Genomic DNA, 25696 nt, shown 5'->3' with positions numbered 1-25696 from the left:
CGGCCGCCAGCGCATGCATTGAGTGGTTGACGCCGGCGCGGACGCCCTGCATAATTCCGCTCCTGAGTCGCCCAGGTGGCGGAATTGGTAGACGCACTAGTTTCAGGTACTAGCGGGTAAAACCGTGGAGGTTCGAGTCCTCTCCTGGGCACCACGACTCAACAGATCAAACCCGCGCAAGCGGGTTTTTTCGTATCTGCGACCATGCACCATGCGTCGGGCGCACGCCGGCAGACGGCGGCCCTGGTTTCATTCCCAGGCGCGTCGTCCGGAACCGGCTGCCATCTTCCGGCGGCGATCGACGCACGGCAGCGGAACCCCGCACCCGCTGCGGCGTGCACGCCCTGTATTGCACGCCTCCTTCCCTCCCTGCGCAGCGCGCACGAATGCCTGCACGAAGCGTTGACACCGCGTCCGGCCATCGGCACAATTGCCGCCCTGAGTCGCCCAGGTGGCGGAATTGGTAGACGCACTAGTTTCAGGTACTAGCGGGTAAAACCGTGGAGGTTCGAGTCCTCTCCTGGGCACCACGACTCAACAGATCAAACCCGCGCAAGCGGGTTTTTTCGTATCTGCGGCACGCTGCGACTCCGCCGGGGTTGCGCCCCGTCCACCGCCCCCGCCCGGATACGACGATCCCCGCCTTGCGGGCGGGGATCGCGGTGACTCAATGACCGCCGGCACTGGCCGCGCCAGCACCGGCGCCGAACGGCGGTTTGGCCAGCCACAGGAAGGCGATGATCGCCAGGAACGTCCAGCCCAGCAGATAGAAGATGTCGTTGAAGCCCATCTGCGAGGCCTGGTGGTCGATCATGCTGTTCAACAGCGCGGCGCCGTGCTGCAGGTCACCGTGCCCCATCGCCAGCACCTGCTCCTGCATGCCGGGCGTATACACCGATACATGTTCGGTCAGGTGCGCATGGTGCTGCTGGGTACGGTGCGCCCACAGCCAGGTGGTCAGCGACGCGGCGAAGCTGCCGCCCAGCGTGCGCAGGAAGGTGGCCAGGCCGGAGCCGGCGGCAATCTCGCGCCCGTCCAGGTCCGACAGCAGGATCTGCAGCACCGGCATGAAGAACAGGGCCACGCCCACGCCCATGATCAGCTGCACCCCGGCCACGTGCTGGAAATCCACCTGCAGGTTGAAACCCGAGCGCATGAAGCTGGTCAACGACAGGAACACGAAGGCGATGGAGGCGAGCATGCGCATGTCGTAGCGCGACGCGTACTTGCCCACCAGCGGCGCCAGGATCACCGGCAGCACGCCGATCGGCGCCGTCGCCAGGCCCGCCCAGATCGCGGTGTAGCCCATGTCGCGCTGCAGCCACAGCGGCATCATCAGCGCCACGCTGAAGAACGCCGCGTAGGCCACCACCATCGCCAGGGTGCCGGCGCGGAAGTTGCGGTGGCGGAACAGGCGCAGGTCGACGATGGGGTCCTTGTCGGTCAGTTCCCAGACCAGGAACACCGCCAGCGACACCACCGCCACGCACGACAGCACCACGATCTTGGTCGAGGCGAACCAGTCCTCGTCGTTGCCCAGGTCGAGCACCAGCTGCAGCGCGCCGACGCCGATCACCAGGGTGACCAGGCCGACGTAGTCCATCTTCGGCGTGTCGATGTGCTCGGGCCGGCCCTTGAGCTGGGCGCCGACCACCAGCGCGGCGAAGATGCCCAGCGGCACGTTGATCAGGAAGATCCATTCCCAGCTGTAGTTGTCGGTGATCCAGCCACCGAGGATCGGCCCGCAGATCGGTGCGACCACCGTGATCATGGCCAGCAGCGCCAGCGCCTGGCCGCGTTTCTCGCGCGGGTAGATCGACACCAGCAGCGACTGCGTGATCGGGTACATCGGCCCGGCGACGAAACCCTGCAGCGCACGCGACAGCACCAGCATGCCCATGCTCTGCGCCAGGCCGCACAGCAGCGAGGTGATGACGAACGCCAGCGTCGCCCACACGAACAGCCTGCGTTCGCCGAAACGGCGGCTGAGCCAGCCGGTCAGCGGCAGCGCGATGGCGGTGCTGACCGCGAACGAGGTGATCACCCAGGTCGCCTGCTGCGAACTGGCGCCGAGGTTGCCGGCGATGGTCGGCAACGAGACGTTGGCGATGGTGGTGTCGAGCACCTGCATGAACGAGGCCATCGCCAGGCCCACGGTACACAGCGCCACGCTGGGCGGCGCGAAACCGGCGGCCGGCTGCGGCATGGCCGGAGCTTGAGCGGACATGCGCGGCGACCTCAGCCGGCCTGGCGCGGCAGGTTGTCGTGGATGATCCGCGCGATCGCCGCGTCGGCGTCATGCAGTTGCCTGGCGTAGACGTCCGTATCGAACACGGTGCCCTCGGCCGGCTTGGCCGGCAGCACGCCGCCCTTCTGGTCGCGCAGGCTCACTTCGGCCTTCATCGACAGGCCGATGCGCAGCGGATGCTGTGCCAGCTGGCTGGCGTCGATGGCGATGCGCACCGGCACGCGCTGCACGATCTTGATCCAGTTGCCGCTGGCGTTCTGCGCCGGCAACAGCGAGAACGCCGAGCCGGTGCCCAACCCGAGGCTGGTGATGCGGCCCTTGTACTTCACATCGCCGCCGTACAGGTCCGAGCGCAGTTCCACTTCCTGGCCCAGGCGCATGTGCCGCAGCTGGGTTTCCTTGAAATTGGCGTCCACCCACATCTGCTCGGCGGGCACCACCGCCATCAGCGCCGTGCCCGGCTGCACGCGCTGGCCGACCTGCACCGAGCGCCGCGCGACATACCCGGCGACCGGCGCGACGATGCCCGCACGGGCGTTGTTGAGCCACGCCTGGCGCAGCTGCGCGGCGGCGGCCTTCACGTCCGGCTGGGTCGCGACCACGGTGTCGTCGACCAGCGCGCGGCTGCGTTCCACCGTCTCGCGCGAACCGGCCACCGCGGCCTCGGCCGCGGCCAGCTCGTCGCGGGCATGGGCCAGTTCCTCGTTGGAGATCGCGCCACTGGCGGCCAGGTCGCGGCGCCGGGCGAAGTCCTCGCGCACGCGCCGCAGGGTGACCTGGCGGGCGTTGAGGTCGGCCTGCGCGCCTTCCACGCTGCGGTACAGGCCGCGCACCTGGCGCACGGTGCGCGCCAGGTTGGCTTCGGCCTGCTGCAGCGCAACCTCGGTGTCGGCCGGGTCCAGCTGCACCAGCAGCTGGCCGCGCTCCACGCGCATGCCGTCGTCGGCGGCGATGGCGACCACGGTACCGGCCACCTGCGGGGTGATCTGCACCTGGTTGCCCTGCACGTAGGCGTCGTCGGTTTCCTCGAACCAGCGGCCGAAGGCGAAATACCACAGCGCGAACGCCGCCAGCAGCAGGACGACGAGGACAAGCAGGCCGCGCAGCAGCCGGCCACGGCGGCTGCCAACGACGGGAGCTTCAGGAGTGTGGGTCTGGCTCATGGGGTGTTTCTCAGGAATGCGGGGACACGGGGGAAGAGGAGGACAGCGGGGCGGCGACGCCGTCGGCCGACGGCGCATAGCCGCCGCCCAGCGCCTGGCTCAAGCGCGCGGCGGCGAGCAGCTGCTGCGAATGCAGCGCGGTCAGCGCCTGCTGCGCACCGAGCAGCTGCGACTGCGCGGATAGCACGTCCAGGTAGTTGCCGATGCCCGCGCGGTAGCGTTGGCCGGCCAGCTCGAACGCCGAGCCGGCGGTGGCGACCGCCTGCTGCTGCGACTGCACCTGCTGCTCGAGCGAGCGCACCGCGTTGACCTGGTCGGCCACCTCGCGCAGCGCATCGACCACGGTCTGGTTGTAGCCGGCCACGGCCAGGTCGTAGCTGGCGTCGGCACCGGCAAGGCCGGCGCGCAGGCGGCCACCTTCGAAGATCGGCAGACTCAGTGCCGGACCAAGGTAGGCGAAAGTGGAACCACTCCTGAGCAGGTCGCCGACGTTGGGCGCGACCACCCCGGCCAGCGCGGTCAGGTTGAAGCTGGGGTAGAACCGGGCCTTGGCGACCTTGATCTGCCTGGCGGCCGCTTCCACCCGCCAGCGCGCGGCGACGATGTCCGGGCGGCGCCCAAGCAGCTCGCTGGGCAGCACGCCCGGCAGCTGCAGCGCGGTGACGTCCAGCGCCTGCGGACGGGCGATGACCAGGCCGCGGTCCGGGCCCTGGCCGAGCAACGCGGCCAGCGCGGTGCGCGCGGCGTCGATCTGCTGCTGCGCGGCCTGCAGCTGCTGCTGCGCGGCGGGAACCCGGGCTTCGGCCTGGCGCACCTGCAGGTCGCTGTCGATGCCGGCGGCGCGGCGCTGGCGCACCAGCTGCAGGGTCTTGCGCGCACGCTCCAGCTCCTGCTCGGCGATGTCGTGGGCGCGCCAGGCACGATCCAGTTCGACATAGGCCTGGACCATGCCCGAGGCCAGCTTCAGGCGCGCGGCCTGGGCATCGACGGCGGCGGCATGCGCCGTGTCCACCGCCGCTTCCCAGCTGGCGCGCTTGCCGCCCCACAGGTCGAAGCCGTAGCTGAAATCGAATGCGACCTGGCCACTGCCCATGTAGCGGCCACCGAGTTCCTCGCCGACCATCGATTCGGGCAGGCGCACGCCGGTGTAGCCGCCGGAGACGGACAGGCTCGGCAGGCGCTCGGCGCGGGCGATGCCGGCCTGCGCCTGGGCCTGGCGCAGGCGTGCGTCGGCCGCGTCCAGGCTGGGATGGCCGGCCAGCGCCTCGGCCACCAGCGCGTCGAGCTGCGGGTCGCCGAAGGCGCGCCACCAGTCACTGACCGGGAATGCGGCCACCGACAGGTCGCTGGTGGCCAGGGTGCGTTCGCTGTGCAGGCTGTCGGTGTCGAGCAGCCGCCCCTGCGGCTGCAGTCCGCCGCTGCTGGCGCAGGCGGCAAGCGCCAGCACCAGCGTCGCCGGCAACAGCGGCCGCGCGCGCTGGCGCATGGAGTGGGAGACGGGGAAAGGGATCATGGGGGCGTCAGGGAGTCGCGGATGCGGGTGAGAAGGGACATCAGCTGCGCGCGTTCGTCGGGGCTCAGGTCACGCATGGCGTAATCCATCACCGCGTCGCCGCGCTTCTTGAGCCGCGCGCACAGCTCGCGGCCCTGTTCGGTCAGCACGATCTGCAGCGCCCGCCGGTCCTGCGCATGCGCCTCGCGGCGCACGCAGCCCAGCGATTCGAGCTTGTCCAGCAGGCGGGTGACCGCGCTGGGCACCTGGTCCAGCGCCTGCGCCAGTTCGTTGGCGGTGCACGGCGCCATGTGCGCCAGCGTCTTCAGGCCCACGAAATGGGTGAAGCCGATGCCGATGTTCTCTTCGGCCATGGAGGCGTCGAGCTGCCGGGCCAGGCCGTCGCGGGTCTGGCGCAGCAGCAGGCCGAAGCTGGGAGGGTTGGTGGTCGCGCAGATCATGGGCGCGCATTTTATTGCATCCGGAATAATTCACAATGGAAATATTCCATCCGGCATGAAATGCGCCGTTGCAGCATTGGATCAATCGCGCCAGCGGCCGGCGCGGGCCCGGGCCCGGGCCCGTGGCTTGGCATCCCCGACCGCATCCGGATAATCACCGGCTCGCGGGGGCGACGGCCGTCGCCGCCCCCCAGCACCAGGTAACAGCCCCGCATGACCGAACTCGTACGCCCCGCCTTCCACGGCTTCGAGCAGCAGCCGCTGCGCGAGTACGCCGAGCGCGCCTATCTCGACTATTCCATGTACGTGGTACTGGACCGCGCCCTGCCCTTCCTCGGCGACGGGCTCAAGCCGGTGCAGCGCCGCATCATCTATTCGATGAGCGAGCTGGGCCTGAACGCCGCGTCCAAGCCGAAGAAGTCCGCGCGCACCGTCGGCGACGTCATCGGCAAGTACCACCCGCATGGCGACAGCGCCTGCTACGAAGCGCTGGTGCTGATGGCCCAGCCGTTCTCCTACCGCTACCCGCTGATCGACGGCCAGGGCAACTTCGGCTCCAGCGACGACCCCAAGTCGTTCGCGGCCATGCGTTATACCGAATCCAAGCTGACCCCGATCGCCGAGGTGCTGCTGGGCGAGCTGGGCCAGGGCACCACCGACTGGTCGCCCAACTTCGACGGCACGCTGGAGGAACCGAGCTGGCTGCCGGCACGGCTGCCACACCTGCTGCTCAACGGCACCACCGGCATCGCCGTGGGCATGGCCACCGACGTCCCGCCGCACAACCTCAACGAGATCGTCAGCGCGCTGGTGCGGCTGATCGACGACCCGGACGCGACCGTCGCCGACCTGTGCGAGCACGTGAAGGGCCCGGACTACCCGACCACCGCCGAGATCATCACCCCGGCCAGCGACCTGCGGCAGCTGTACGAGACCGGCAACGGCAGCGTGCGCGCCCGCGCCACCTTCCTCAGGGAAGGCAGCAACATCGTGATCACCGCGCTGCCGCACCAGGTGTCGCCGTCCAAGGTGATCGAGCAGATCGCCCAGCAGATGCGGGCCAAGAAGCTGCCCTGGCTGGAGGACATCCGCGACGAATCCGACCACGCCAACCCGGTGCGCGTGGTGCTGATCCCGCGCTCCAGCCGCGTCGACGCCGAGCAGCTGATGGGCCACCTGTTCGCCACCACCGACCTGGAGAAGAGCTACCGGGTAAACCTCAACGTCATCGGCCTGGACGGCCGCCCGCAGGTCAAGAACCTGCGGCAGCTGCTGGACGAGTGGCTGCGCTTCCGCCAGGACACGGTCACCCGCCGCCTCAACCACCGGCTGCAGAAGGTCGAGCGCCGCCTGCACCTGCTGGAAGGCCTGCTGGTGGCCTTCCTCAACCTGGACGAGGTGATCCACATCATCCGCACCGAGGACGAACCCAAGCCGGCGCTGATCGCCCGCTTCGGCCTGTCCGAGGACCAGGCCGAGTACATCCTGGAGACCAAGCTCAAGCAGCTGGCCCGTCTGGAGGAAATGAAGATCCGCGGCGAGCAGGACGAGCTGGCCGCCGAGCGCGAGAAGATCCTGTCCATCCTCGGCAGCGCCGCGAAGCTGAAGAAACTGGTCAAGGACGAACTGCTGGCCGACGCCAAGAAGTTCGGCGATGAGCGCCGTTCGCCGCTGGTGCAGCGCGACGCCGCCCAGGCCATCGACGAGACCGAGCTGGTCGCCAGCGAGCCGGTCACCGTGGTGCTGTCGGAGAAGGGCTGGGTGCGCGCGGCCAAGGGCCACGACGTCGACGCCGCCGGCCTGTCCTACCGCGAGGGCGACAGCCTGCTGGCGGCGGTGCGCGGGCGCAGCACGCAGCAGGTGGCGTTCCTCGACAGCGAGGGCCGCGCCTACTCCACGCCGGCGCACACCCTGCCCTCCGCGCGCGGCAACGGCGAGCCGTTGACCGGCCGCTTCTCGCCGGCCGCCGGCAGCAGCTTCGTCACCCTGGCCAGCGGCGACAACGACACCCGCTTCGTGCTCGCCTCCTCGCACGGCTACGGCTTCGTCACCCGCTTCGAGAACCTCACCGGCCGCAACAAGGCCGGCAAGGCCATGCTCAACCTGTCCCCCGGGGCGGCGGTGCTGCAGCCGATGGTGGTGGCCAACCCGCAGAGCGACCGCATCGTCGCGGTCACCAGCGCCGGCAACATGCTCGCCATCCCGGCCAGCGACCTGCCCGAGCTGGACAAGGGCAAGGGCAACAAGATCATCGAGATCCCCAAGGCCAAGCTCGCCACCGAGCGCGTGGTCGCGGTGGTCGCGGTATCGCCCGGCGCCACCCTGCAGGTGCGCAGCGGCCAGCGCACCATGAACCTGTCATTCAAGGAGCTGGATGCGTACGTGGGCGCGCGGGCCAGCCGCGGGCACCTGCTGCCAAGGGGGTGGCAGAAGGTGGAAGGCCTCGACGTCCAGTAGCCCGTTTCACTGGCGCGCGGCGGCGCGGCCGGCATCGCCGTTGCCATGTGCATGCGTGGCGCGGCAGAAGGTGGAAGGCCTCGACGTCCAATAACCCGTTTCACTGGCGCGCGGCGGCGCGGCCGGTATTGCAGTCGCCACGCGCAGGCGTGGCGCGGCAGAAGGTGGAAGGCCTGGACGTCCAATAACCCGTTTCACTGGCGCGCGGCGGCGCGGCCGGCATCGCCGTTGCCATGCGCAGGCGTGGCGCGGCAGAAGGTGGAAGGGCTGGACGTCGAGCGCCGTCGTAGATGCGGGGCTTGCCCCGCATGGAGCATCGCCGGCAATGCCCCGTGCGGGGCAAGCCCCGCACCTACGGATGGCCTACCGCCGGGCGCAGGATGGCTATTGTTTCCCCCTTGCCCTCAACGCACCGGAAGCCCTGTGCGGGGCAAGCCCCGCACCTACGGATGACCTGCCGCCGGGCGCAGGATGGCTATTGTTTCCCCTTGCCCTCAACGCACCGGAAGCCCTGTGCGGGGCAAGCCCCGCACCTACGGATGGCCGGCCTTCGGGCGCATGAGGGTTATTGTTCTCACCTTGTCCCCAACTCATTGGAAGCTCCCATGCAACCCGAATTCTGGCTGCAGCGCTGGCAACAGGGACAAATCGGCTTTCACCGCGCCGAGGTGATGCCGCTGCTCGAGCGGCACTGGCCGTCGCTGCAGCTCGATCCCGGCAGCCGGGTACTGGTGCCGTTGTGCGGCAAGAGCCTGGACATGCACTGGCTGGCCGCGCAGGGCCACCGCGTGCTCGGCGTGGAGATCTCGCCGCTGGCGGTGACGCAGTTCTTCGCCGAGGCCGGGCTGCGGCCCGAACGCCGCAGCAGCGCGCTGGGCGAGCATTTCAGCGCCGGCCCGATCGAGATCATCCTGGGCGACGCCTTCACCCTCGATGACGCGACCCTGGCCGGTATCGCCGGGCTTTACGACCGCGCTGCGCTGATCGCGCTGCCGCCGGAACTGCGCCAGCGCTACCGCGACACCGTCTACGCACGGCTGCCGGCCGGCTGCCGCGCGCTGCTGATCACGCTCGAATACCCGCAGGCGGAAAAGGCCGGGCCGCCATTCGCGGTGGGCCAGACGGAAGTGGAATCGTTCGCGCCGGCGTGGCGGGTGGAACTGGCCGAGCGCCGCGACATCCTCGCGCAGGAGCCCGGCTTCCGCGCCGAAGGCGTCAGCGCGCTGTCCACCGCGGTCTACCGCATGCGGCGCGCCGGCGACTGACAGGCACGCTCCCTGCATCAACGAAAAGGCCGGGAATTCCCGGCCTTCGTCGCTCATGGGCGTGGGTTGGCCACGCTCAATGCGCCGGCGACCCCTTCGCATCCATCTTGCTGGCCTGGTACAGCTCCAGGCCGATGCGCTTGATCAGGCCCAGCTGCTGCTCCAGCCACCAGGCATGGTCTTCCTCGGTGTCGCGCAGCTGCGCGATCAGGATGTCGCGGCTGACGTAGTCACCGTGCGACTCGCACAGCTTCACCGCCGCGGCCAGGTTGGCGCGCACCTGATATTCAGTCTGCAGGTCCTTCTCCAGCATCTCGACCACGCTCTTGCCGGGGGCGAAGACGTGCGGGCGCATGTCCGGGTCGCCGCCCAGGAACAGGATCCGCCGCAGCAGCGCGTCGGCATGCCCGGTCTCCTCCTCCATCTCGTGGCCGATGCGCTCGTACAGCGCATGCAGACCCTGGTCTTCGTACCGGCGCGAATGGATGAAGTACTGGTCGCGCGCGGCCAGTTCGCCGCGCAGCAGCTCCTTCAGGCAATCGATGACTTCCGGGTGTCCCTGCATGGGGGTGCTCCTGATATGCGTAGGGGCACAGGATGCCCGATCCGGCACGGCGATGATCTAATCGGAATCAGTTTCAGTTGCGCCCTGCGTACGGCACCGCCCTCGCCTACAATCGCGCTTCCTGGGGCCGGGGGAGAGGCGCATGAGGCGCTGGCTGCTGCGTTCGCTGTGGGTCGTGCTGGGGCTTTCGATCCTTGTGCCGGGGGGGCTCTGGCTGCTGCTGCGCGGCAGCCTGCCGGAACTGGACGGCGAGCTCGCCCTGCCCGGGCTGTCGGCCCCGGTCCAGGTGCAGCGCGACGGCAACGGCATGGTCACGGTGGATGCCGCCGACGAGCGCGACATGGCCCGCGCGCTGGGCTACGTGCACGCCCAGGAACGCTACTTCGAAATGGACCTGATGCGGCGCTCGGCGGCCGGCGAGCTGGCCGAGCTGTTCGGCGCCAAGGCCCTGCCGCTGGACCGGCGCATGCGCGTGCACCGCCTGCGCACGCGCGCGCACGACACCCTGGACGTCGCCCTGGGCGAGCGCCGCGCGGTGCTCGAGGCCTACCGCGACGGCGTCAACGCCGGGCTGGCGGCACTGCCGGCACGGCCCTGGCCCTACCTGCTGCTGCGCCAGCAGCCGCGCCCCTGGCGCCTGGAGGATTCGGTGCTGGCCGGGCTGGCGATGTACGCCGACCTGCAGGACCCGGGCAACAGCCGCGAGCTGGCCCTGGCCCGCATCCGCGAAGTGGTGCCACCCGCGCTCTATGCCCTGCTCGCGCACGACGGCAGCAGCTGGGATGCGCCACTGTTCGGCGCCGCGCGCGGCGATGCACCGCTGCCCGATGCGGCGACGCTGGACCTGCGCCAGCTGGCCGGCAGTGGCGGCGGCGAGGCCACGGCCGCGCGTCCTGCCCCCGCGCCGCGGCGGGACAGCGGGATCGGCTGGCCACCGGTGGCGGCCGACAGCGCGCCGGGCAGCAACAACTTCGCCGTCGCCGGCGCGCTCACCCGCGATGGCCGCGCGATCCTGGCCGACGACATGCACCTGGCCCTGCGCGCGCCCAACCTTTGGTTCCGCGTGCGCCTGCGCCATCCCGATGCGGCCGCCCCGGGCGGCAAGGTCGACGTGGCCGGGTTCAGCCTGCCGGGGCTGCCGGTGGTGATCGTCGGCAGCAATACCCATGTGGCCTGGGGCTTCACCAACAGCTACATCGACACCGCCGATTTCGCGCGCCTGCCGGCCACCGCGCCGTTGCGCGAATACCACGAAACCATCGCCGTGGCCGGCGCGCCCGCCGACACCCTGGTCGTACGCGAAAGCGACTGGGGCCCGGTGCTGCACGACAACGCCGACGGCAGCCGGCTGGCGCTGCGCTGGACCGCACAGCTGCCGGGCGCGGTGCGCCTGGATTTCGCCGACATGGCCCGCGCCGGCGACCTGGACGCCGCGCTGGCGGTGGCCGACCGCGCCGGCATCCCCGCGCAGAACCTGCTGCTGGCCGACCGCCACGGCCGCATTGCCTGGCGCCTGGCCGGCGCACGCCCGGACCGCAGCGGGACGTGCACCGCCGGCGGCATCGCCAACACATCCGATGCGCCGTTGCCGCCGGGCACGTCGCCCTTCAACGAACCCTGCCATCCGTGGCCACTGCGCACGGATCAGGCGCCGTCGCTGGTCGATCCCGCCGACCACCGCCTATGGACCGCCAATGGCCGCGTGCTCGATGGTGCCATGCTGGCCGAGGCCGGCGATGGCGGCTACGACCTCGGCGCGCGGGCACGCCAGGTCCGCGACGGCCTGTTCGCGCGCGAACAGTTCGACGAGCGCGACCTGCTCGCCATCCAGCTCGACGATCGTGCCGTGCTGATGGAGCGCTGGTGGAAGCTGCTGCGCGCCACCGTGGAGCACAGTGACGACCCGGCGCTGCGGCGGCTGGAAGCGGCCAGCCGCCACTGGGACGGCCGCGCCGCGGTCGACTCGGCGAGCTACCGCATCGCCCGCGGCTTCCGCGGCATCGTCCTGGATACGCTGGAGGACGGCCTGCTGGCGCCCGCGCGGCAGCGGCTCGGGGAGGACTTCGTGGCGCCGCGCCTGCCACAGCTGGAGGGCGTGGCCTGGCCGCTGCTGGAACAGCGCCCGCCGCACCTGCTGCCAGCGCCGTTCAAGCGCTGGGACGAACTGCTGGCGCACAGCGCGCGGCAACTGGAAGCGGACCTGGCCGCGCAGGGCCACGACCTGGCCGCGCGTACCTGGGGCGAGCGCAACACCGCGGCGATCTGCCACCCCGTGTCGCGTGCGCTGCCTGCGCTGTTCAGGCGCTGGCTGTGCATGCCGGCACAGGCGCTGCCCGGCGACGGCAACATGCCACGCGTGCAGACGCCCGACTTCGGCGCGTCCGAGCGCATGGTGGTCTCGCCCGGCCATGAAGCCGACGGCATCGTGCACATGCCCGGTGGCCAGAGCGGCCATCCGCTGTCGCCGTTCTGGGGGGCCGGCCACGACGACTGGGTACACGGCCGGCCGACGCCGTTCCTGCCGGGCGCCACCACCCACACCCTGGTGCTGCGCCCGCGCTGAAGCGGCGGGCGCAGCACGGATCAGCCAACGCGCGGCGCTATTTCAGGCGCACCGTCCATTCGACCTCGAGCATGTCCTCCGCGTTGAACAGGCGGCTGACCTGCACCCAGCTCGCGGCAGGGTACCTGCCGTCGGCGAAGAACGCCTTGCGCGCCGGAATGGCCTTGACCAGCGCATCCATGTCGGTGGTGTACGCGGTTTCCTTCACCACCTGGCTGCTGTCGGCGCCGAAGCGCTGCAGGATCTTCGTCAATTCGCCATAGCACGCCCGCACCGCGGCCTGCATGTCCTGGCCGCGGCACGGCACGCCGGACACATACAGGGTGTCACCATCGCGCACCACGCCGCTGTAGCCGATATCCGCCTCCCAACTGCCCAGCGCGTGGCGCTCCAGCGGCACCTCCGCGGCAGCGGCAGGCGCCGCGCACAACAGACCGGACACCAGCAACGAATACGCACGCATCGAAGAACCCCCTTGAGCGCAACAGTGAGATGAGCGGCGGCAGCTCCGGGCAGGAACCGCCGCCGCCGCGATGGATACGGACGCGCCGGCCGCAGGGACAGACGCGCCGTGCGATGGGGAAAGACCGGCGGCGCAGCAACGCGCCGCCGCCCTGCTCATCCCGCCAGCGCCTGCGCGTGCACGCCGGCCACCGCGCGACCGGACGGATCGGCCATCGTCTCGAAGCTGGCGTCCCAGGCGATCGCCGCCGGCGAGGAACAGGCGATGGATTTGCCGCCCGGCACCGTCTCCGCCGCCGCCGGGCTGGGATAGAACTGCTCGAACAGGCTGCGGTAGTAGTACGCCTCCTTGGTCTGCGGCGGGTTGTACGGAAAGCGCTTGTCGGCGGCGGCGAGTTCGCGGTCGCTGACCTGCGCCTCGGCATGCGCCTTGAGCCCGTCGATCCAGCCGTAGCCGACGCCGTCGCTGAACTGCTCCTTCTGCCGCCACAGGATTTCCCTGGGCAGGTAGCCCTCGAACGCCTCGCGCAGCACCGCCTTCTCGATGCGGCCACTGGCCTTGTCCACCATCTTGTGGCGGGCGTCCATGCGCATCGCCACGTCGAGGAAGGCGCGGTCCAGGAACGGCACCCGCGGCTCCACGCCCCAGGCCATCATCGACTTGTTGGCGCGCAGGCAATCGTAATTGTTGAGCGCGTCGAGCTTGCGCACCAGCTCCTCGTGGAACTCGCGCGCGTTCGGCGCCTTGTGGAAGTACAGGTAGCCGCCGAAGATCTCGTCGCTGCCCTCGCCGGACAGCACCATCTTCACCCCCATCGCCTTGATCCGCCGCGCCAGCAGGAACATCGGCGTGGAGGCGCGGATGGTGGTGACGTCGTAGGTCTCGATGTGGCGGATCACTTCCGGCAGCGCATCCAGGCCTTCCTCGAAGGTGTACTCGAAGCCGTGGTGCACGGTGCCGAGCATGTCGGCGGCGATCTTCGCCGCGGCCAGGTCGGGCGAGCCGGCCAGGCCGATGGCGAAGCTGTGCAGGCGCGGCCACCAGGCTTCGCTGCGGTCGCCGTCCTCGATGCGATGGCGGGCGTAGCGCGCGGCCACCGCCGCCACCAGCGACGAATCCAGCCCGCCGGACAGCAGCACGCCATAGGGCACGTCGGTCATCAGCTGGCGGTGCACGGCGGCCTCGAAGGCTTCGCGCAGCGCCTGCCGGGACACCTCCACGCCCTGCACCGCGTCGTAGTCGCGCCACGGCCGCGCGTAGTACTGCAGCAGCTCGCCGGTGGCGCTGTCGTACCAGTGACCCGGCGGGAACTGCGCCACGTCGGCGCAGGTATCGGCCAGCGATTTCATCTCCGACGCCACGCACAGGCGGCCCTGCTTGTCATGCCCCCAGTACAGCGGCACCACGCCGATCGGGTCGCGGGCGATGATCGCGCGCCCGGCGACCTTGTCCCACAGGGCGAAGGCGAAGATGCCGTTGAGCCGGTTGAGGAACGACGCGGGGTCGTCCTCGCGGTACAGCGCATTGATCACCTCGCAGTCCGAGCCGGTCTGGAACGCATAGGGCTGTACCAGTTCCTGCTTCAGTTCGCGGTGGTTGTAGATCTCGCCGTTGACCGCCAGCGCCAGCGTGCCGTCCTCGGACAGCAACGGCTGCGAACCGCCGGCCGGATCGACGATGGCCAGGCGTTCATGCACGAGGATGGCGCGCTCGTCCACGTACACGCCGCTCCAGTCGGGGCCGCGGTGGCGCTGGCGCTGCGATTGTTCGAGGGCCTGGCGGCGCAGCGCCTGCAGGTCGTCGCCCGCCTGCAGGCCGAAGATGCCGAAGATGGAACACATGGGGACTGCTCCTGGTTGTGGGGGCTTTTCGTTGAATCCCGGTCATGGCTGGCCGGGCGCTTGTGGAGGGACCCACGCACGCAACAAAAAACCCGCATCGGCCGATGCGGGTTTTCTGGTCACTGGGCGTATGGTGCTTGTGGCTCAGTCGCAGACCCGCATCGGCCGCGCGCGATTGTTCGCAACCGCATTATTGCGGTTGTTCGACACGTTCACGTTGGTGCGGGCGTTGCGGTTCATGGGGCCGACGATAGCGTGGCCCAGCGACGGCGTGCAACTGTTTCGTGGGCAACCGATGCGCCCGTGTGTGTGCGCCTGCGATCCCACGGCCGCCGCGGCGGCCGCGGGCGGATCAGGCCAGCAGCCGCGCGATCAACTGCCGGTACAGGTCGGGCAGCGCCCGCAGGTCGTCCAGGCGCACGTGCTCGTCCACCTGGTGGATGCTGGCGTTGACCGGCCCCACCTCGATGCACTGCGCGCCCAGCGGCGCGATGAAGCGGGCATCGGAGGTGCCGCCACCGGTGCTCTCCTCGGGCGTGGCGCCGGCGAACCCGGCCAGCACCTCGCGCGCGACGCTGCGCAGGCGTCCTTCCGGGGTGTAGAAAGGCTCGCCGCTGCGGTGCCATCGCAGCGTGTAATCAAGGCCATGGCGGTCCAGCAGCGCGGCGATCTCCGCCTCCAGCCGCCCGGCATTCCAGTGCGGGTTGTAGCGCAGGTTGAACATCACCTGCAGGTCGCCGGGGATGACATTGCCGGCGCCGGTGCCGGCGTTGATGTTGGAAATCTGCAGGCAGGTCGGCGGGAAGCTCTCGTAGCCGTCGTCCCAGTGCCGCGCGACCAGTTCGGCCAGCGCGGGGGCGGCCAGGTGGATCGGGTTGCGCGCCTTGTCCGGATAGGCGACATGGCCCTGCACGCCCCTGACCTGCAGCGTCGCCGACAGGCTGCCGCGGCGGCCCACGCGCAGCAGGTCGCCCAGGGTCGCGGTGGACGACGGCTCGCCGGTGATGCACCAGTCGATGCGCTGCCCACGCTCGCCGAACAGGCGCGCGACGTGGCGCACGCCATCGATGGCATCGCCCTCCTCGTCGCTGGTCAGCAGTACCGCCAGCGTGCCCGGGTGATCGGGATGGGCGGCGACGAACTGTTCGGCGGCGACCACGAACGCGGCCACGCTGCCCTTCATGTCGGCCGCGCCGCGGCCGTAGAGCATGCCGTCGCGCACCTCCGGCTGGAAGGGATCGCTGGTCCAGGCCGCAACCGGGCCGCTGGGGACCACGTCGGTATGGCCGAGCAGTACCAGTACCGGCGCGCCGCTGCCGTGGGTGGCCCACAGGTTGTCGACCTCGCCCAGGCGCAGGTGCTCGCAGTGGAAGCCGGCGGCGCGGAGGCGGCCGCCGAGCAGTTGCTGGCAACCGGCGTCGTCCGGGGTCACCGACGGCCGGGCAATCAGTTCGCAGGTCAGTTCGACCACATCGTCCATCGGCGCCATTGCCTTACCCGATGCCGAAGCGCTGCTTGAAGCCGTTGTCGGAAAAACCCTGGCTCAGCGCGCCGTCGTCGGTGACCACCAGCGGGCGCCGGATCAGCTGCGGGTACTCGCGCAGCAGCAGCTTCCACTCGGCGTCCGAGCCCGGCGCCCTGCGCGCATCGGGCAACTGCCGCCAGGTGGTCGAGGACTTGTTGACCAGCGCGTCGAAACCACCGGCCTTGCCGGCCCATTCGACCAGGGTCTCGGGGCTGGGCTTGTGCTCGCGGTAGTCGATGAAAGCATGGGCGACACCGAAACGGTCCAGCCACTTGCTGGCCTTCTTGCAGGTATCGCAGTTCTTGAGTCCGTAGAGTGTGGTCATTGCAGGATCCAGGGCTTGCCCTCTCCGGCCAGGGAGAGGAGGAACATCAATCGGCCAGGCCGCGCAGCAGGTCGTTGACGCTGGTCTTGCTGCGGGTGCGGGCGTCGACCTGCTTGACGATCACCGCGCAGTACAGCGAATGGGTGCCGTCCTTGCTCGGCAGCGAGCCGGACACCACCACGCTGTAGGGCGGGATGTAGCCGTAGCTGATCTCGCCGGTGGCGCGGTTGTAGATGCGCGTGCTCTGGCTCAGGAACACGCCCATGCCGATCACGCTGTGGTGGCCGACCACCACGCCTTCGACCACTTCCGAGCGCGCGCCGATGAAGCAGTGGTCCTCGATGATGGTCGGGCTGGCCTGCAGCGGTTCCAGCACGCCGCCGATGCCGGCGCCGCCGGACAGGTGGCAGTGCTTGCCCACCTGCGCGCACGAGCCGACCGTGGCCCAGGTATCGACCATGGTGCCCTCGCCCACGTACGCGCCGATGTTGGTGAAACTGGGCATCAGCACCACGTCGCGGCCGAAGTGGGCGCCGCGGCGGGCGATGGCGCCGGGCACCACGCGCACCCCGGCGGCGCGGAATTCTGCCTCGCCATAGCCGCCAAAGCGCGATTCGACCTTGTCCCAGAACGGCGCCGGACGCCCGTCCATCACGCTCATGTCGTTGACGCGGAAGTACAGCAGCACCGCCTTCTTCAACCACTCGTTGACCTTCCAGCCGCCATTGCCGTCCGGCTCGGCGACCCGGAACTCGCCCGACTCCAGGCCGTCGATGACGCGGTTGACCAGCGGTCGGGTGTAGCCCTCGATCTCGTCCATGGTCAGCATCGCGCGGCGTTCGAACGCGCTCTCGATGCCGAACTTCATTTCCGCCACGCCCGGCGCTGGCGGCTTGCGCAGGCTGCGCGGACCGATCGATTCGATCGCCTTCGGCCGGGCCGCGGGCGTCTTCCTGGGCGCCTTGGCCGGCTTCGCGGCCGGCGCCGCCGCAGCGGCGACCTTCTTCGGCGCGACCTTCTTCGCGGCGGTCCTGGTCGTAGCGGTCCTGGTCGGGGCGGGCTTCTTGGCGGCGGGCTTCCGGGTGGCCATCAGCGGGGGTCTCCTGGCGTTCTGTCGGGCTCCAGGCAGGCCAGCAATGCGTCGCGCAGTGCCTGCCGGGAAGTTTCGGTAAGGGGGCGATCGTGGCGATCGGTCAGCTGGAACTGGTCCTCGGCGCGTTCGCCGAAGGTGGCGATGCGCGCATCCTGCACCCGCAGCTGCTGGTCGCGCAGCACGTGCGCGACGTCGGCCAGCAGGCCCGGGCGGTCCGGCGCCACCAGGTTCAACACCGTGCGCGCATGCTCGGCGTTCTCGATGAACTCGATGCGCGGCGCGAAGCGGAAATGCCGGAGCTGGCGCGGGATCACCCGCCGCGCCGGCCGCAGGCATTGGATGTCGCCGGCCAGCGCCTTGCGCAGCAGCAGCTCCAGGCGCGCGGTATCGCCGTCGGCGAAGCTGCCGGCCGGGGTCACCTCGAAGGTATCGAAGATGGTGTCCTCCGGCCCGTCGAGCACCCGCGCGCGGTGGATGCTGTAGCCGGCGCGGTCCAGGGTCATCACGATCGCGGCGAACAGGCCGTCGCGGTCGGGCGAATGCACGAACACTTCGAGCGCGTCGCTTTCCGGTGCGATCCGGCGCGCCTTGACCAGGGTGCCGCCGCGCGCCACTTCCATCAGCGACGTGGCCTGCCACACCAGCTGCTCGGGCCGGAAGCGCACGAAGCTCTCGTCGGGCATCGCGCTGAACTGGCGCTCGATCACCGCATCGGCATGGCCGAGCGCGCGCATCAGTTCGCGCACGCTGGCGCGCGCTTCCTGCACCCGTTCGGCCTCGGGCAGCGGCTGTTCCAGCCCCTCGCGCAGGGCGCGGCGCGCGGCGAAATACAGGTCGGCCAGCAGCCGGTCCTTCCAGGCGTTCCACAGCTTCGGGCTGGTGCCGGCGATGTCCGCGCAGGTCAGCAGGTACAGGTAATCGAGCCGTTCGCGGCTGCCGACCAGCCCGGCGAAGCGGTGGATCACCTCGGCGTCGGTGATGTCCTGCTTCTGCGCGGTGACCGACATGCGCAGGTGCTGTTCCACCAGCCACGCCACCAGTTCGGTGTCGGTGGCGCTGAGGCCATGCGCGGCGCAGAACGCGCGCGCGTCCACCGCGCCGAGTTCGGAGTGGTCGCCGCCACGGCCCTTGGCGATGTCATGGAACAGCCCGGCCAGCAGCAGCAGCTCGGGCTTGCGCAGCCGCGGCCAGACCTCGTGGGCGATGGAGAACCGCTCGTCGGCGCGGCCGGCGGCGAACACGCCGATGTTCCGCAGCACCATCAGCGTGTGCTGGTCCACGGTATAGACGTGGAACAGGTCGAACTGCATGCGCCCGGACACCTGCGCGAACGCCGGTATCCACTGCCCGAGCACGCCCAGCCGCGCCATGCGCGCCAGCGTGTCCACCGCGCGCGGCCCGCGCAGCAGGGCGATGAACTGCTCGCGCGCCGCCGCGTCCACTTCGGTATAGGCGGGAATCTCGTCCAGCATCTCGGCCAGGCCGCGCGCGGTCAGCGAATGCAGCCCGCGCACCTGCGGGGTGCGCGCCCAGCAGGCGAACAGGGCGAAGATGCGGGCGATGTCGCCATGCGGCCACAACGGGTCGTCGGCCGACAGGTAGCCGCGGCGCAGCGAAAAACCGTCGCCGACCGGCTCGGGCGATGCCTCGCCGTCGAACTGCTCCTCGAACCGCTGCAGCAGGCGGTCGCTGATCCGCCGCACCACCGCCGCGCTGCGGTAGAAGCCCTGCATCATCTTTTCCACGCCCAGGTTGCCGGCGTCGTCGGCAAAACCCATGCGCTCGGCCAGCGCCTTCTGGTGGTCGAAGCGCAGACGCTCCTCGGCGCGCTGCGCGACCAGGTGCAGGCCGAAGCGCAGCCGCGCCAGCACCGCGCGCTCGCGCTTGAGCGCGGCGGCCTCGTCCAGGCCCAGGTGGCCCAGCCCGACCAGCGCGTCGATGTCGCTGACGCCGAACGCGCGCAGCGCCATCCAGCCCAGGGTATTGAGGTCGCGCAGGCCGCCGGGGCCATCCTTGATGTCCGGCTCCAGGTTGTCGGCGGTATCGCCGAACCGCTGGTGCCGCAGCAGCAGCTCCTCGCGCTTGGCCAGGAAGTAATCGCGCGCCGGCCAGATCAGGGTCGGCGATACCGCGCGCGCCAGCGCCTGCTGCGCGCCCGGCGCCACGCACAGCGGCCGCGCCTCGATCAGCGCGGTGAGCACGGTCTGGTCGGCCGCGGCCTGCGCGCACTGCGCGGCCGAGCGCACCGCGTGGCTGGCCGGCAGCCCGGCGTCCCACAGCAATGCGAACAGGCGCGCCAGCGCGGCCTCGCTGGCCTGCTGCACCTGGGGCTCGCCCAGCACCAGCAGGTCGATGTCCGAACGCGGGAACAGTTCGCCACGGCCATAGCCGCCGACCGCGAACAGCGACAGTCCACCCTCGCCCGCCAGGCAACGCCGCCAAGCCTGCTGGATCAACTGGTCGACGCAGCGCGCACGCAGTGCCAGCAGCCGCTCGATGTTGTCGCCCTGCTCGAAGCGCCGGCACAGCCGCGCGTCGGCCTGGGCCAGCGACTGCCGCGCCGCGGCAGCCCACTGCGCATCGCCCGCGGGGTCGGCCGGCGCGTCCGGTACGTGCTGGACCAGATCCGCCGGCAACAGGCTCATGCCGCCCCGGGTTGCGCGTGCCCGGCCTCGGCCGGCGACAGCGTCAGCACCTCGACGCCGTCCTCGGTCACGGCGACCATGTGTTCCCACTGCGCCGAGAGCTTGCGGTCCTTGGTGACCACGGTCCAGCCGTCGGGCAGCACCTTGGTGTAACGGGTGCCCTCGTTGATCATCGGCTCGATGGTGAAGGTCATGCCCGGCTTGAGCACCAGCCCCTGCCCGGGACGGCCGTAATGCAGCACCTGCGGCTCGTCGTGGTAGACCTTGCCGATGCCGTGGCCGCAGTACTCGCGGACCACGCTGAAGCGTTCGGACTCGGCGTATTCCTGGATCGCATGGCCGATGTCGCCGAGCGTGGCGCCCGGCCGGACCGCGCGGATGCCGCGCCACATCGCCTCCCGGGTCGTCTCCACCAGACGCCGGGCCATCACCGAGGGCGTGCCGACGTAGTACATGCGGCTGGTGTCGCCGTGCCAGCCATCCTTGATGACGGTCACGTCGATGTTGACGATGTCCCCGTCCTTGAGCACCTTGGCCTCGCTGGGGATGCCATGGCAGATGACGTTGTTGACCGAGGTGCACAGGGTCTTGGGAAAGCCGCGGTAGCCGACGTTGGCCGGGATCGCGCCCTGCACGTTGACGATGTGGTCGTGACAGATGCGGTCCAGTTCCTCGGTGGTGACACCGGGCTTGACGTGCGCGCCGATCATGTCCAGCACTTCGGCCGCCAGGCGGCCGGCGATGCGCATCTTGGCGATTTCTTCGGGGGTTTTCAGGTTCACGCTCATGGCCGCCATTATCACCCATCGGCGCCTGCCTGAACGAGTTTTCCGGCGCCACCGCCGCCCGCCCGGCCCGGCAATTTGCGTGGCACCCCCGCGCACCCTATAATCCGGCGGCTGCGTTGCCGGCCCCCGCGCCTGCCCAGGCCGCCCACACCGGGCGTCACCGGTGAATCCACACCTGCTGCCCCCATCCGTGCCGGGGTGCTCCGCGAGGAGTTCGGCCACGGAGGCAACAGGGAAGCCCAACCCCGGAACCCATCGCGCTTCCACGCGTCCCGCACACTTTGCCCGCGGGCGGAATCGCCGGTTCCCCGTCAGGAGTTCTGCAATGTCCCAGATCACCATGCGCCAGATGCTGGAAGCCGGCGTCCACTTCGGCCACCAGACCCGTTACTGGAACCCGAAGATGGCCCCGTACATCTTCGGCGCCCGCGGCAAGATCCACATCATCAACCTGGAAAAGACCGTTCCGCTGTTCAACGACGCGATGAACTTCATCTCGTCGGTTGCCCAGAAGCGCGGCACCATCCTGTTCCTGGGCACCAAGCGCAGCGCGCGCGATGCCATCAAGGAAGAAGCCGAGCGTTGCGGCATGCCGTTCATGAACCAGCGCTGGCTGGGCGGCACCCTGACCAACTTCCGCACCGTCAAGCAGTCGGTTGCGCGCCTGAAGGAGCTGGAAGCCGGCGAAACCGACGGCACCTTCGACCGCCTGGTCAAGCACGAAGTGCTGGGCCTGCGCCGCGAGCGCGACAAGCTGGAAGCCTCGCTGGGCGGCATCAAGGACATGAACCGCCTGCCCGACGCGATCTTCGTGATCGACATCGGCCATGAGGACATCGCCATCAAGGAAGCCAAGAAGCTGGGCATCCCGGTGATCGCGGTGGTCGACACCAACTACAACCCGGAACTGGTGGACTACGCCATCCCGGGCAACGACGACGCCATCCGCGCCGTGCAGCTGTACGCCCGCGCCGCCGCCGACGCGGTGCTGGAAGGCAAGGCCGCCGCCCCGCACGCCGCCTCGGTGCGCGAGGAAGAGTTCGCCGACGCCGCTGCCGCCGAAGAAGCCAAGCCGGCCCGCCGCGCTCCGGCCAAGAAGGGCGCCAAGAAGGGCGACGAGGCTTCGGCCTGATGCACCCGGCGGGTGGCGCCCCCACCCGCCTCCCCTGCGGCAGCGCCACCGGCGCCGGCCACTGACAGGGCCACGTAACAACGGCCGGCGATCATCGCCGGCCTGCCCCTTTCTATCGTTGAGGTAATCCCATGGCTGAAATCACCGCCTCCCTGGTCAAGGAACTGCGCGAGCGCACCGGCGCCGGCATGATGGAATGCAAGAAGGCTCTGGCCGAAAACAACGGCGACATCGACGCCGCTGCCGAAGCCCTGCGCAAGTCCGGCGCCGCCAAGGCCGACAAGAAGGCCGACCGCGTCACCGCCGAAGGCCGCATCGGCGTCGCCGTCAACGGCGGCAAGGCCGTGCTGGTCGAAGTGAACTCGGAAACCGACTTCGTCGCCAATGACGTCAACTTCAAGGCGTTCGTCGACGCCGTCGCCGCTGCCGCGCTGGCTTCCGGCGCCGCCGACGTCGAGTCGCTGAAGTCGGCCAAGCTGGCCTCCGGCGAGACCGTCGAGGAATCCCGCACCGCCGCCATCCAGAAGCTGGGCGAGAACATCCAGATCCGCCGCCTGGCCAAGGTCGACGGCAACAACACCGTCGGCGCCTACGTGCACAGCAACGGCAAGATCGGCGTGCTGGTCGACCTGGCCGGCGGCAACGCCGAGCTGGCCAACGGCCTGGCCATGCACGTGGCCGCGATGAACCCGCCGCACAACAAGGCCGCCGACGTGCCGGCCGAGTTCGTTGCCAAGGAAAAGGAAATCGAGCTGGCCAAGATGAGCGAAAAGGACAAGGCCAAGCCGGCCGAAATCCTGGAGAAGATCATCAGCGGCAAGATCAACAAGATCATCAGCGAAGTCACCCTGTACGGCCAGAACTACGTGCTGGACAGCGACAAGACCGTCGAGCAGGCCGTGAAGGCCGCCGGCGGCGACGTCGTCGGCTTCCAGCGCCTGGTGGTCGGCGAAGGCATCGAGAAGGTGGTCGAGGACTACGCCGCCGAAGTCGCCAAGGCGATGCAGGTCTGACCCGGCCCCGATCCGGAGCCCAGAAGAAGCCGCGGACTCCGCGGCTTCTTTTTTTTTCCGCCATACGGCGGCCGGACCGGCTTTTGCTGTGGACTTCAAGTCCCTTTGCCCGATACTGTGACGCAAACCCGCCCGCCCCCGCCCTGCCTGTATCCTTGATGGCCTGCTGAACACCTCCCCCGACATGTCCCCCGAGCTCAACGCAGCGCTGTCACTCTGCCGCAACCTGCCCTCGCCGCCGGGCATCGCCATCCGCATCATCGAGCTGGCGCAGGATCCGGAGACCGACATCGCCACCGCGGCCGATGCCATCGCGATGGACATGGCGCTGAGCGCGCGGATGCTGCGCATCGCCAATTCACCGCTGTATGCCAGCCGGCGCCGCATCGAGAACCTCGGGCAGGCGCTGACCATGCTCGGGCTGAACGCGACCCTGCAGCTGGCACTGGGCTTCTCGCTGGCCAACGCGATGGACAAGGAGGGGCTGGACCCGCGCCTGCTGGAGCGCATCTGGCGCCGCAGCGTGCTCTGCGCGCTGGCCGCGCGCTTCCTTGGACTCGGCAGCGGGGTACGCCGGGTCGAGGAACTGATGCTCGCCGGGCTGCTGCAGGACGTCGGCACCCTGGCGCTGATGCAGGCCAGCCCGGACATCTACCCGGCGCTGTTCGACAAGGCCACCTGCAACGAGGAACTGCTCGCCCACGAGCGCGCCATCCTCGGCTGCAGCCATGCCGACATCGGCGCGCAGCTGTGCGAGCAATGGCACCTGCCCCGGTACCTGGTCGAGGGCATCGCCCGCAGCGAACCCCCGGCCGAACCCGAAGACCTGTTCCAGCGCTGCATCGCCCTGTCCGGCTGCGTGGCCGAAATCTGGCTGGCGGCCGATGCCGACGCCGCGCGCAGCCATGCGCTGCAGCGCGCCTACCGCGAGCTGGGCATGGACAGCCAGGGCTTCGAGCTGGTGCTGCAGCGGGTCAGCCAGATGCTGCCCGAGCTGTGCGCGCTGCTCGACGTGCCGGTACCCAGCTCCGCGCGCCTGCGCTTCCTGCTCGACCACGCCGACGAACTGAAGGAACTGCGCAACCTGCGCGAGCTGCAGGACGCCTCCGCCAGCCGCCGGCGCGCCGATGATTTCGAACTGATGGCCCGGCGCCTGGCCGAACAGGCGCACCTCGACGCGCTGACCGGGGTACTCAACCGGCGCCACCTGGAAACGGTGCTGGAGCAGGAGTTCGCCCGCGCCGCGCACATGAACCGGCCGCTGTCGATCGCCTTCATCGACCTGGACGACTTCAAGAAGATCAACGACGCCCATGGCCACCTGGCCGGCGACCAGGTGCTGCAGTCCTTCGCCTCGCACCTGCAGGAGCAGCTGCGCACCAGCGACACCGTCGCCCGCTTCGGCGGCGAGGAGTTCGTGGTGCTGTTCCCCGACACCAACGAACGCATCGCGCTGGAAGTGGTGCGGCGGGTGCTGGACACCATCGCGCAGACGCCGATGGCGGAGATCGAGGGCGCACCACTGCACGTGACCTTTTCCGCGGGCGTGGCCACCCACGGCGACTATGAGCGCTTCGCCAACGTGCAGGACCTGCTCAAGGCCGCCGACGACGTGCTCTACCGTTCCAAGAGCCTGGGCCGCAACCGGGTGATCGCCCGCGCCCCCGAGCCGCAACCGGCTTCCGGCTGAACGCGCGCGGGTGCGGCACCGGGCCGGTCATTGCAGTGCAACAAAAGCGCTGCCCGGCGGGCCTTCGATCCGTTAGAATTCCCGCGTTTTCCAGCCATCGAGGTCGTCCATGTCCCAGCTCGCCTACCAACGCATCCTTCTGAAGCTTTCCGGGGAGGCGCTGATGGGAGACGAGGACTACGGCATCGACCCCAAGGTCATCAACCGCCTGGCGCGCGAGGTCATCGAAGCGCAGCAGGCCGGCGCCGAGGTGGCGCTGGTCATCGGCGGCGGCAACATCTTCCGCGGCGCCGGCCTGGCCGCCGGCGGCATGGACCGGGTCACCGGCGACCAGATGGGCATGCTGGCCACGGTCATCAACGCACTGGCCATGCAGGACGCGCTGGAGAAGCTCGGCGCCAAGGCGCGGGTGATGAGCGCGATCAAGATCAATGACGTGTGCGAGGACTACATCCGCCGCCGCGCGATCCGCCACCTGGAGAAGGGCCGGCTGGTGATCTTCGCCGCCGGCGTCGGCAGCCCGTTCTTCACCACCGATTCGGGCGCCGCGCTGCGCGCCATCGAGATCGGCGCCGACCTGCTGCTCAAGGCCACCAAGGTCGACGGCGTCTACGACAAGGACCCGAACAAGCATGCCGACGCGGTGCGCTACGACACCCTGAGCTACGACCAGGTCATCAGCCAGGGGCTGGAAGTCATGGACACCGCCGCCTTCGCCCTTGCCCGCGACAGCGACCTGCCGCTGCGCGTGTTCGACATGGGCCAGCCCGGCGAGCTGCTGAAGATCCTGCGCGGCGAGAACATCGGCACCCTGGTGCACGGCCGCGACGCCCACTGACCCCGGCCCGCGCCGCGGGACCACGCACCGGGCGCGCGGGATCGGCCGCGCCCGGCTTCACGATTCCCGTCCGGCCGGCAGGGCTGTTCGCCTATAATCGGCCGGTTCCAGAAACATCCAGGATTCCGG

Annotated in this window: 19 protein-coding genes and 2 tRNA genes; 9 read left to right on the top strand and 12 right to left on the bottom strand. The window is 69.8% G+C overall.

Annotated elements, in window-relative coordinates:
- Positions 1-69: 69 nt before the first annotated feature.
- Positions 70-154: transfer RNA gene (locus MKP15_RS03600), tRNA-Leu, on the top strand.
- A gap of 291 nt (positions 155-445) precedes the next feature.
- Positions 446-530, top strand: a tRNA-Leu gene (locus tag MKP15_RS03595).
- 137 nt (positions 531-667) lie between these two features.
- Here the strand turns inward: MKP15_RS03595 and MKP15_RS03590 are convergent.
- Genes MKP15_RS03590 through MKP15_RS03575 form a run of 4 tightly spaced genes read right to left on the bottom strand, consistent with a single transcriptional unit; the run spans position 668 to position 5364 of the window.
- On the bottom strand, positions 668-2227 hold the full coding sequence (locus MKP15_RS03590; RefSeq protein ID WP_240211799.1) for a DHA2 family efflux MFS transporter permease subunit: 1560 nt from the start codon (positions 2225-2227) through the stop codon (positions 668-670).
- Positions 2228-2238: 11 nt separating this feature from the next.
- Entirely contained in the window at positions 2239-3411 is a 1173-nt protein-coding gene (locus MKP15_RS03585; RefSeq protein ID WP_240211798.1) for a biotin/lipoyl-binding protein, read from the bottom strand.
- Between the two features lie 10 nt (positions 3412-3421).
- Positions 3422-4924 (bottom strand): efflux transporter outer membrane subunit, encoded by a 1503-nt coding sequence (locus MKP15_RS03580; RefSeq protein ID WP_240211797.1) that lies wholly within the window; start codon positions 4922-4924, stop codon positions 3422-3424.
- Entirely contained in the window at positions 4921-5364 is a 444-nt protein-coding gene (locus tag MKP15_RS03575; RefSeq protein ID WP_104939183.1) for a MarR family transcriptional regulator, read from the bottom strand. Before MKP15_RS03575 ends, MKP15_RS03580 begins: the two co-directional genes overlap by 4 nt.
- Before the next feature lie 213 nt (positions 5365-5577).
- Between MKP15_RS03575 and parC the strand changes: the two genes are divergently transcribed.
- The gene (gene parC / locus MKP15_RS03570; RefSeq protein WP_240211796.1) at positions 5578-7821 is read left to right on the top strand and encodes a DNA topoisomerase IV subunit A; all 2244 of its coding nucleotides are present in this window, start codon (positions 5578-5580) and stop codon (positions 7819-7821) included.
- 605 nt (positions 7822-8426) lie between these two features.
- Positions 8427-9086: a thiopurine S-methyltransferase gene (locus MKP15_RS03565; protein WP_240211795.1), complete on the top strand. Its 660-nt coding sequence runs from the start codon at positions 8427-8429 to the stop codon at positions 9084-9086.
- 76 nt (positions 9087-9162) lie between these two features.
- Here the strand turns inward: MKP15_RS03565 and MKP15_RS03560 are convergent, their stop codons facing one another.
- Positions 9163-9651 carry a bacterioferritin gene (locus tag MKP15_RS03560; protein ID WP_104939187.1) on the bottom strand — a complete coding sequence of 163 codons (489 nt, stop codon included), beginning with the start codon at positions 9649-9651 and terminating at the stop codon, positions 9163-9165.
- A gap of 142 nt (positions 9652-9793) precedes the next feature.
- Here MKP15_RS03560 and MKP15_RS03555 point away from each other — a divergent pair, with 142 nt between their 5' ends.
- A complete protein-coding gene (locus MKP15_RS03555; RefSeq protein WP_240211794.1) occupies positions 9794-12214 on the top strand; it encodes a penicillin acylase family protein in 2421 nt (806 codons plus the stop codon).
- A gap of 37 nt (positions 12215-12251) precedes the next feature.
- On the opposite strand, the gene MKP15_RS03550 is transcribed toward MKP15_RS03555, so the two are convergent.
- The 7 genes from MKP15_RS03550 to map all read right to left on the bottom strand — a co-directional run bounded on the left by MKP15_RS03550 (position 12252) and on the right by map (position 20894).
- Positions 12252-12677 carry a RidA family protein gene (locus MKP15_RS03550; RefSeq protein WP_161614651.1) on the bottom strand — a complete coding sequence of 142 codons (426 nt, stop codon included), beginning with the start codon at positions 12675-12677 and terminating at the stop codon, positions 12252-12254.
- Positions 12678-12832: 155 nt separating this feature from the next.
- Entirely contained in the window at positions 12833-14518 is a 1686-nt protein-coding gene (gene asnB / locus MKP15_RS03545; RefSeq protein ID WP_161614652.1) for an asparagine synthase B, read from the bottom strand.
- Between the two features lie 352 nt (positions 14519-14870).
- Entirely contained in the window at positions 14871-15998 is a 1128-nt protein-coding gene (dapE, locus tag MKP15_RS03540) for a succinyl-diaminopimelate desuccinylase (protein WP_104940226.1), read from the bottom strand.
- A 13-nt stretch (positions 15999-16011) separates the two neighbouring features.
- Positions 16012-16368, bottom strand: a complete 357-nt coding sequence (locus tag MKP15_RS03535) for an arsenate reductase (RefSeq protein WP_240211793.1) — start codon at positions 16366-16368, stop codon at positions 16012-16014.
- A gap of 46 nt (positions 16369-16414) precedes the next feature.
- Complete coding sequence (dapD, locus tag MKP15_RS03530) at positions 16415-17458, bottom strand: 2,3,4,5-tetrahydropyridine-2,6-dicarboxylate N-succinyltransferase (protein ID WP_240211792.1); 1044 nt, start codon at positions 17456-17458, stop codon at positions 16415-16417.
- Complete coding sequence (locus tag MKP15_RS03525; protein WP_104939192.1) at positions 17458-20106, bottom strand: [protein-PII] uridylyltransferase; 2649 nt, start codon at positions 20104-20106, stop codon at positions 17458-17460. Before MKP15_RS03525 ends, dapD begins: the two co-directional genes overlap by 1 nt.
- Positions 20103-20894: a type I methionyl aminopeptidase gene (gene map / locus MKP15_RS03520; protein ID WP_233996193.1), complete on the bottom strand. Its 792-nt coding sequence runs from the start codon at positions 20892-20894 to the stop codon at positions 20103-20105. The genes MKP15_RS03525 and map overlap by 4 nt, the downstream gene beginning before the upstream one ends.
- A 325-nt stretch (positions 20895-21219) precedes the next feature.
- Between map and rpsB the strand changes: the two genes are divergently transcribed.
- The 4 genes from rpsB to pyrH all read left to right on the top strand — a co-directional run bounded on the left by rpsB (position 21220) and on the right by pyrH (position 25567).
- Positions 21220-22026, top strand: coding sequence for a 30S ribosomal protein S2 (rpsB, locus tag MKP15_RS03515; RefSeq protein WP_104939194.1), 807 nt, complete (start codon positions 21220-21222; stop codon positions 22024-22026).
- 131 nt (positions 22027-22157) lie between these two features.
- On the top strand, positions 22158-23039 hold the full coding sequence (gene tsf, locus MKP15_RS03510) for a translation elongation factor Ts (RefSeq protein ID WP_240211791.1): 882 nt from the start codon (positions 22158-22160) through the stop codon (positions 23037-23039).
- Between the two features lie 184 nt (positions 23040-23223).
- The gene (locus MKP15_RS03505) at positions 23224-24729 is read left to right on the top strand and encodes a GGDEF domain-containing protein (RefSeq protein ID WP_161614657.1); all 1506 of its coding nucleotides are present in this window, start codon (positions 23224-23226) and stop codon (positions 24727-24729) included.
- Positions 24730-24838: 109 nt separating this feature from the next.
- The gene (gene pyrH / locus MKP15_RS03500) at positions 24839-25567 is read left to right on the top strand and encodes a UMP kinase (protein WP_054666822.1); all 729 of its coding nucleotides are present in this window, start codon (positions 24839-24841) and stop codon (positions 25565-25567) included.
- Positions 25568-25696 lie beyond the last annotated feature (129 nt).

The organism is Stenotrophomonas sp. Y6 (assembly GCF_022436665.1).
Classification (GTDB): Bacteria; Pseudomonadota; Gammaproteobacteria; order Xanthomonadales; family Xanthomonadaceae; genus Stenotrophomonas; species Stenotrophomonas acidaminiphila_A.
Note: the sequence above shows the minus strand (reverse complement) of the source record. Positions and strands in the feature narration are given on the sequence as shown.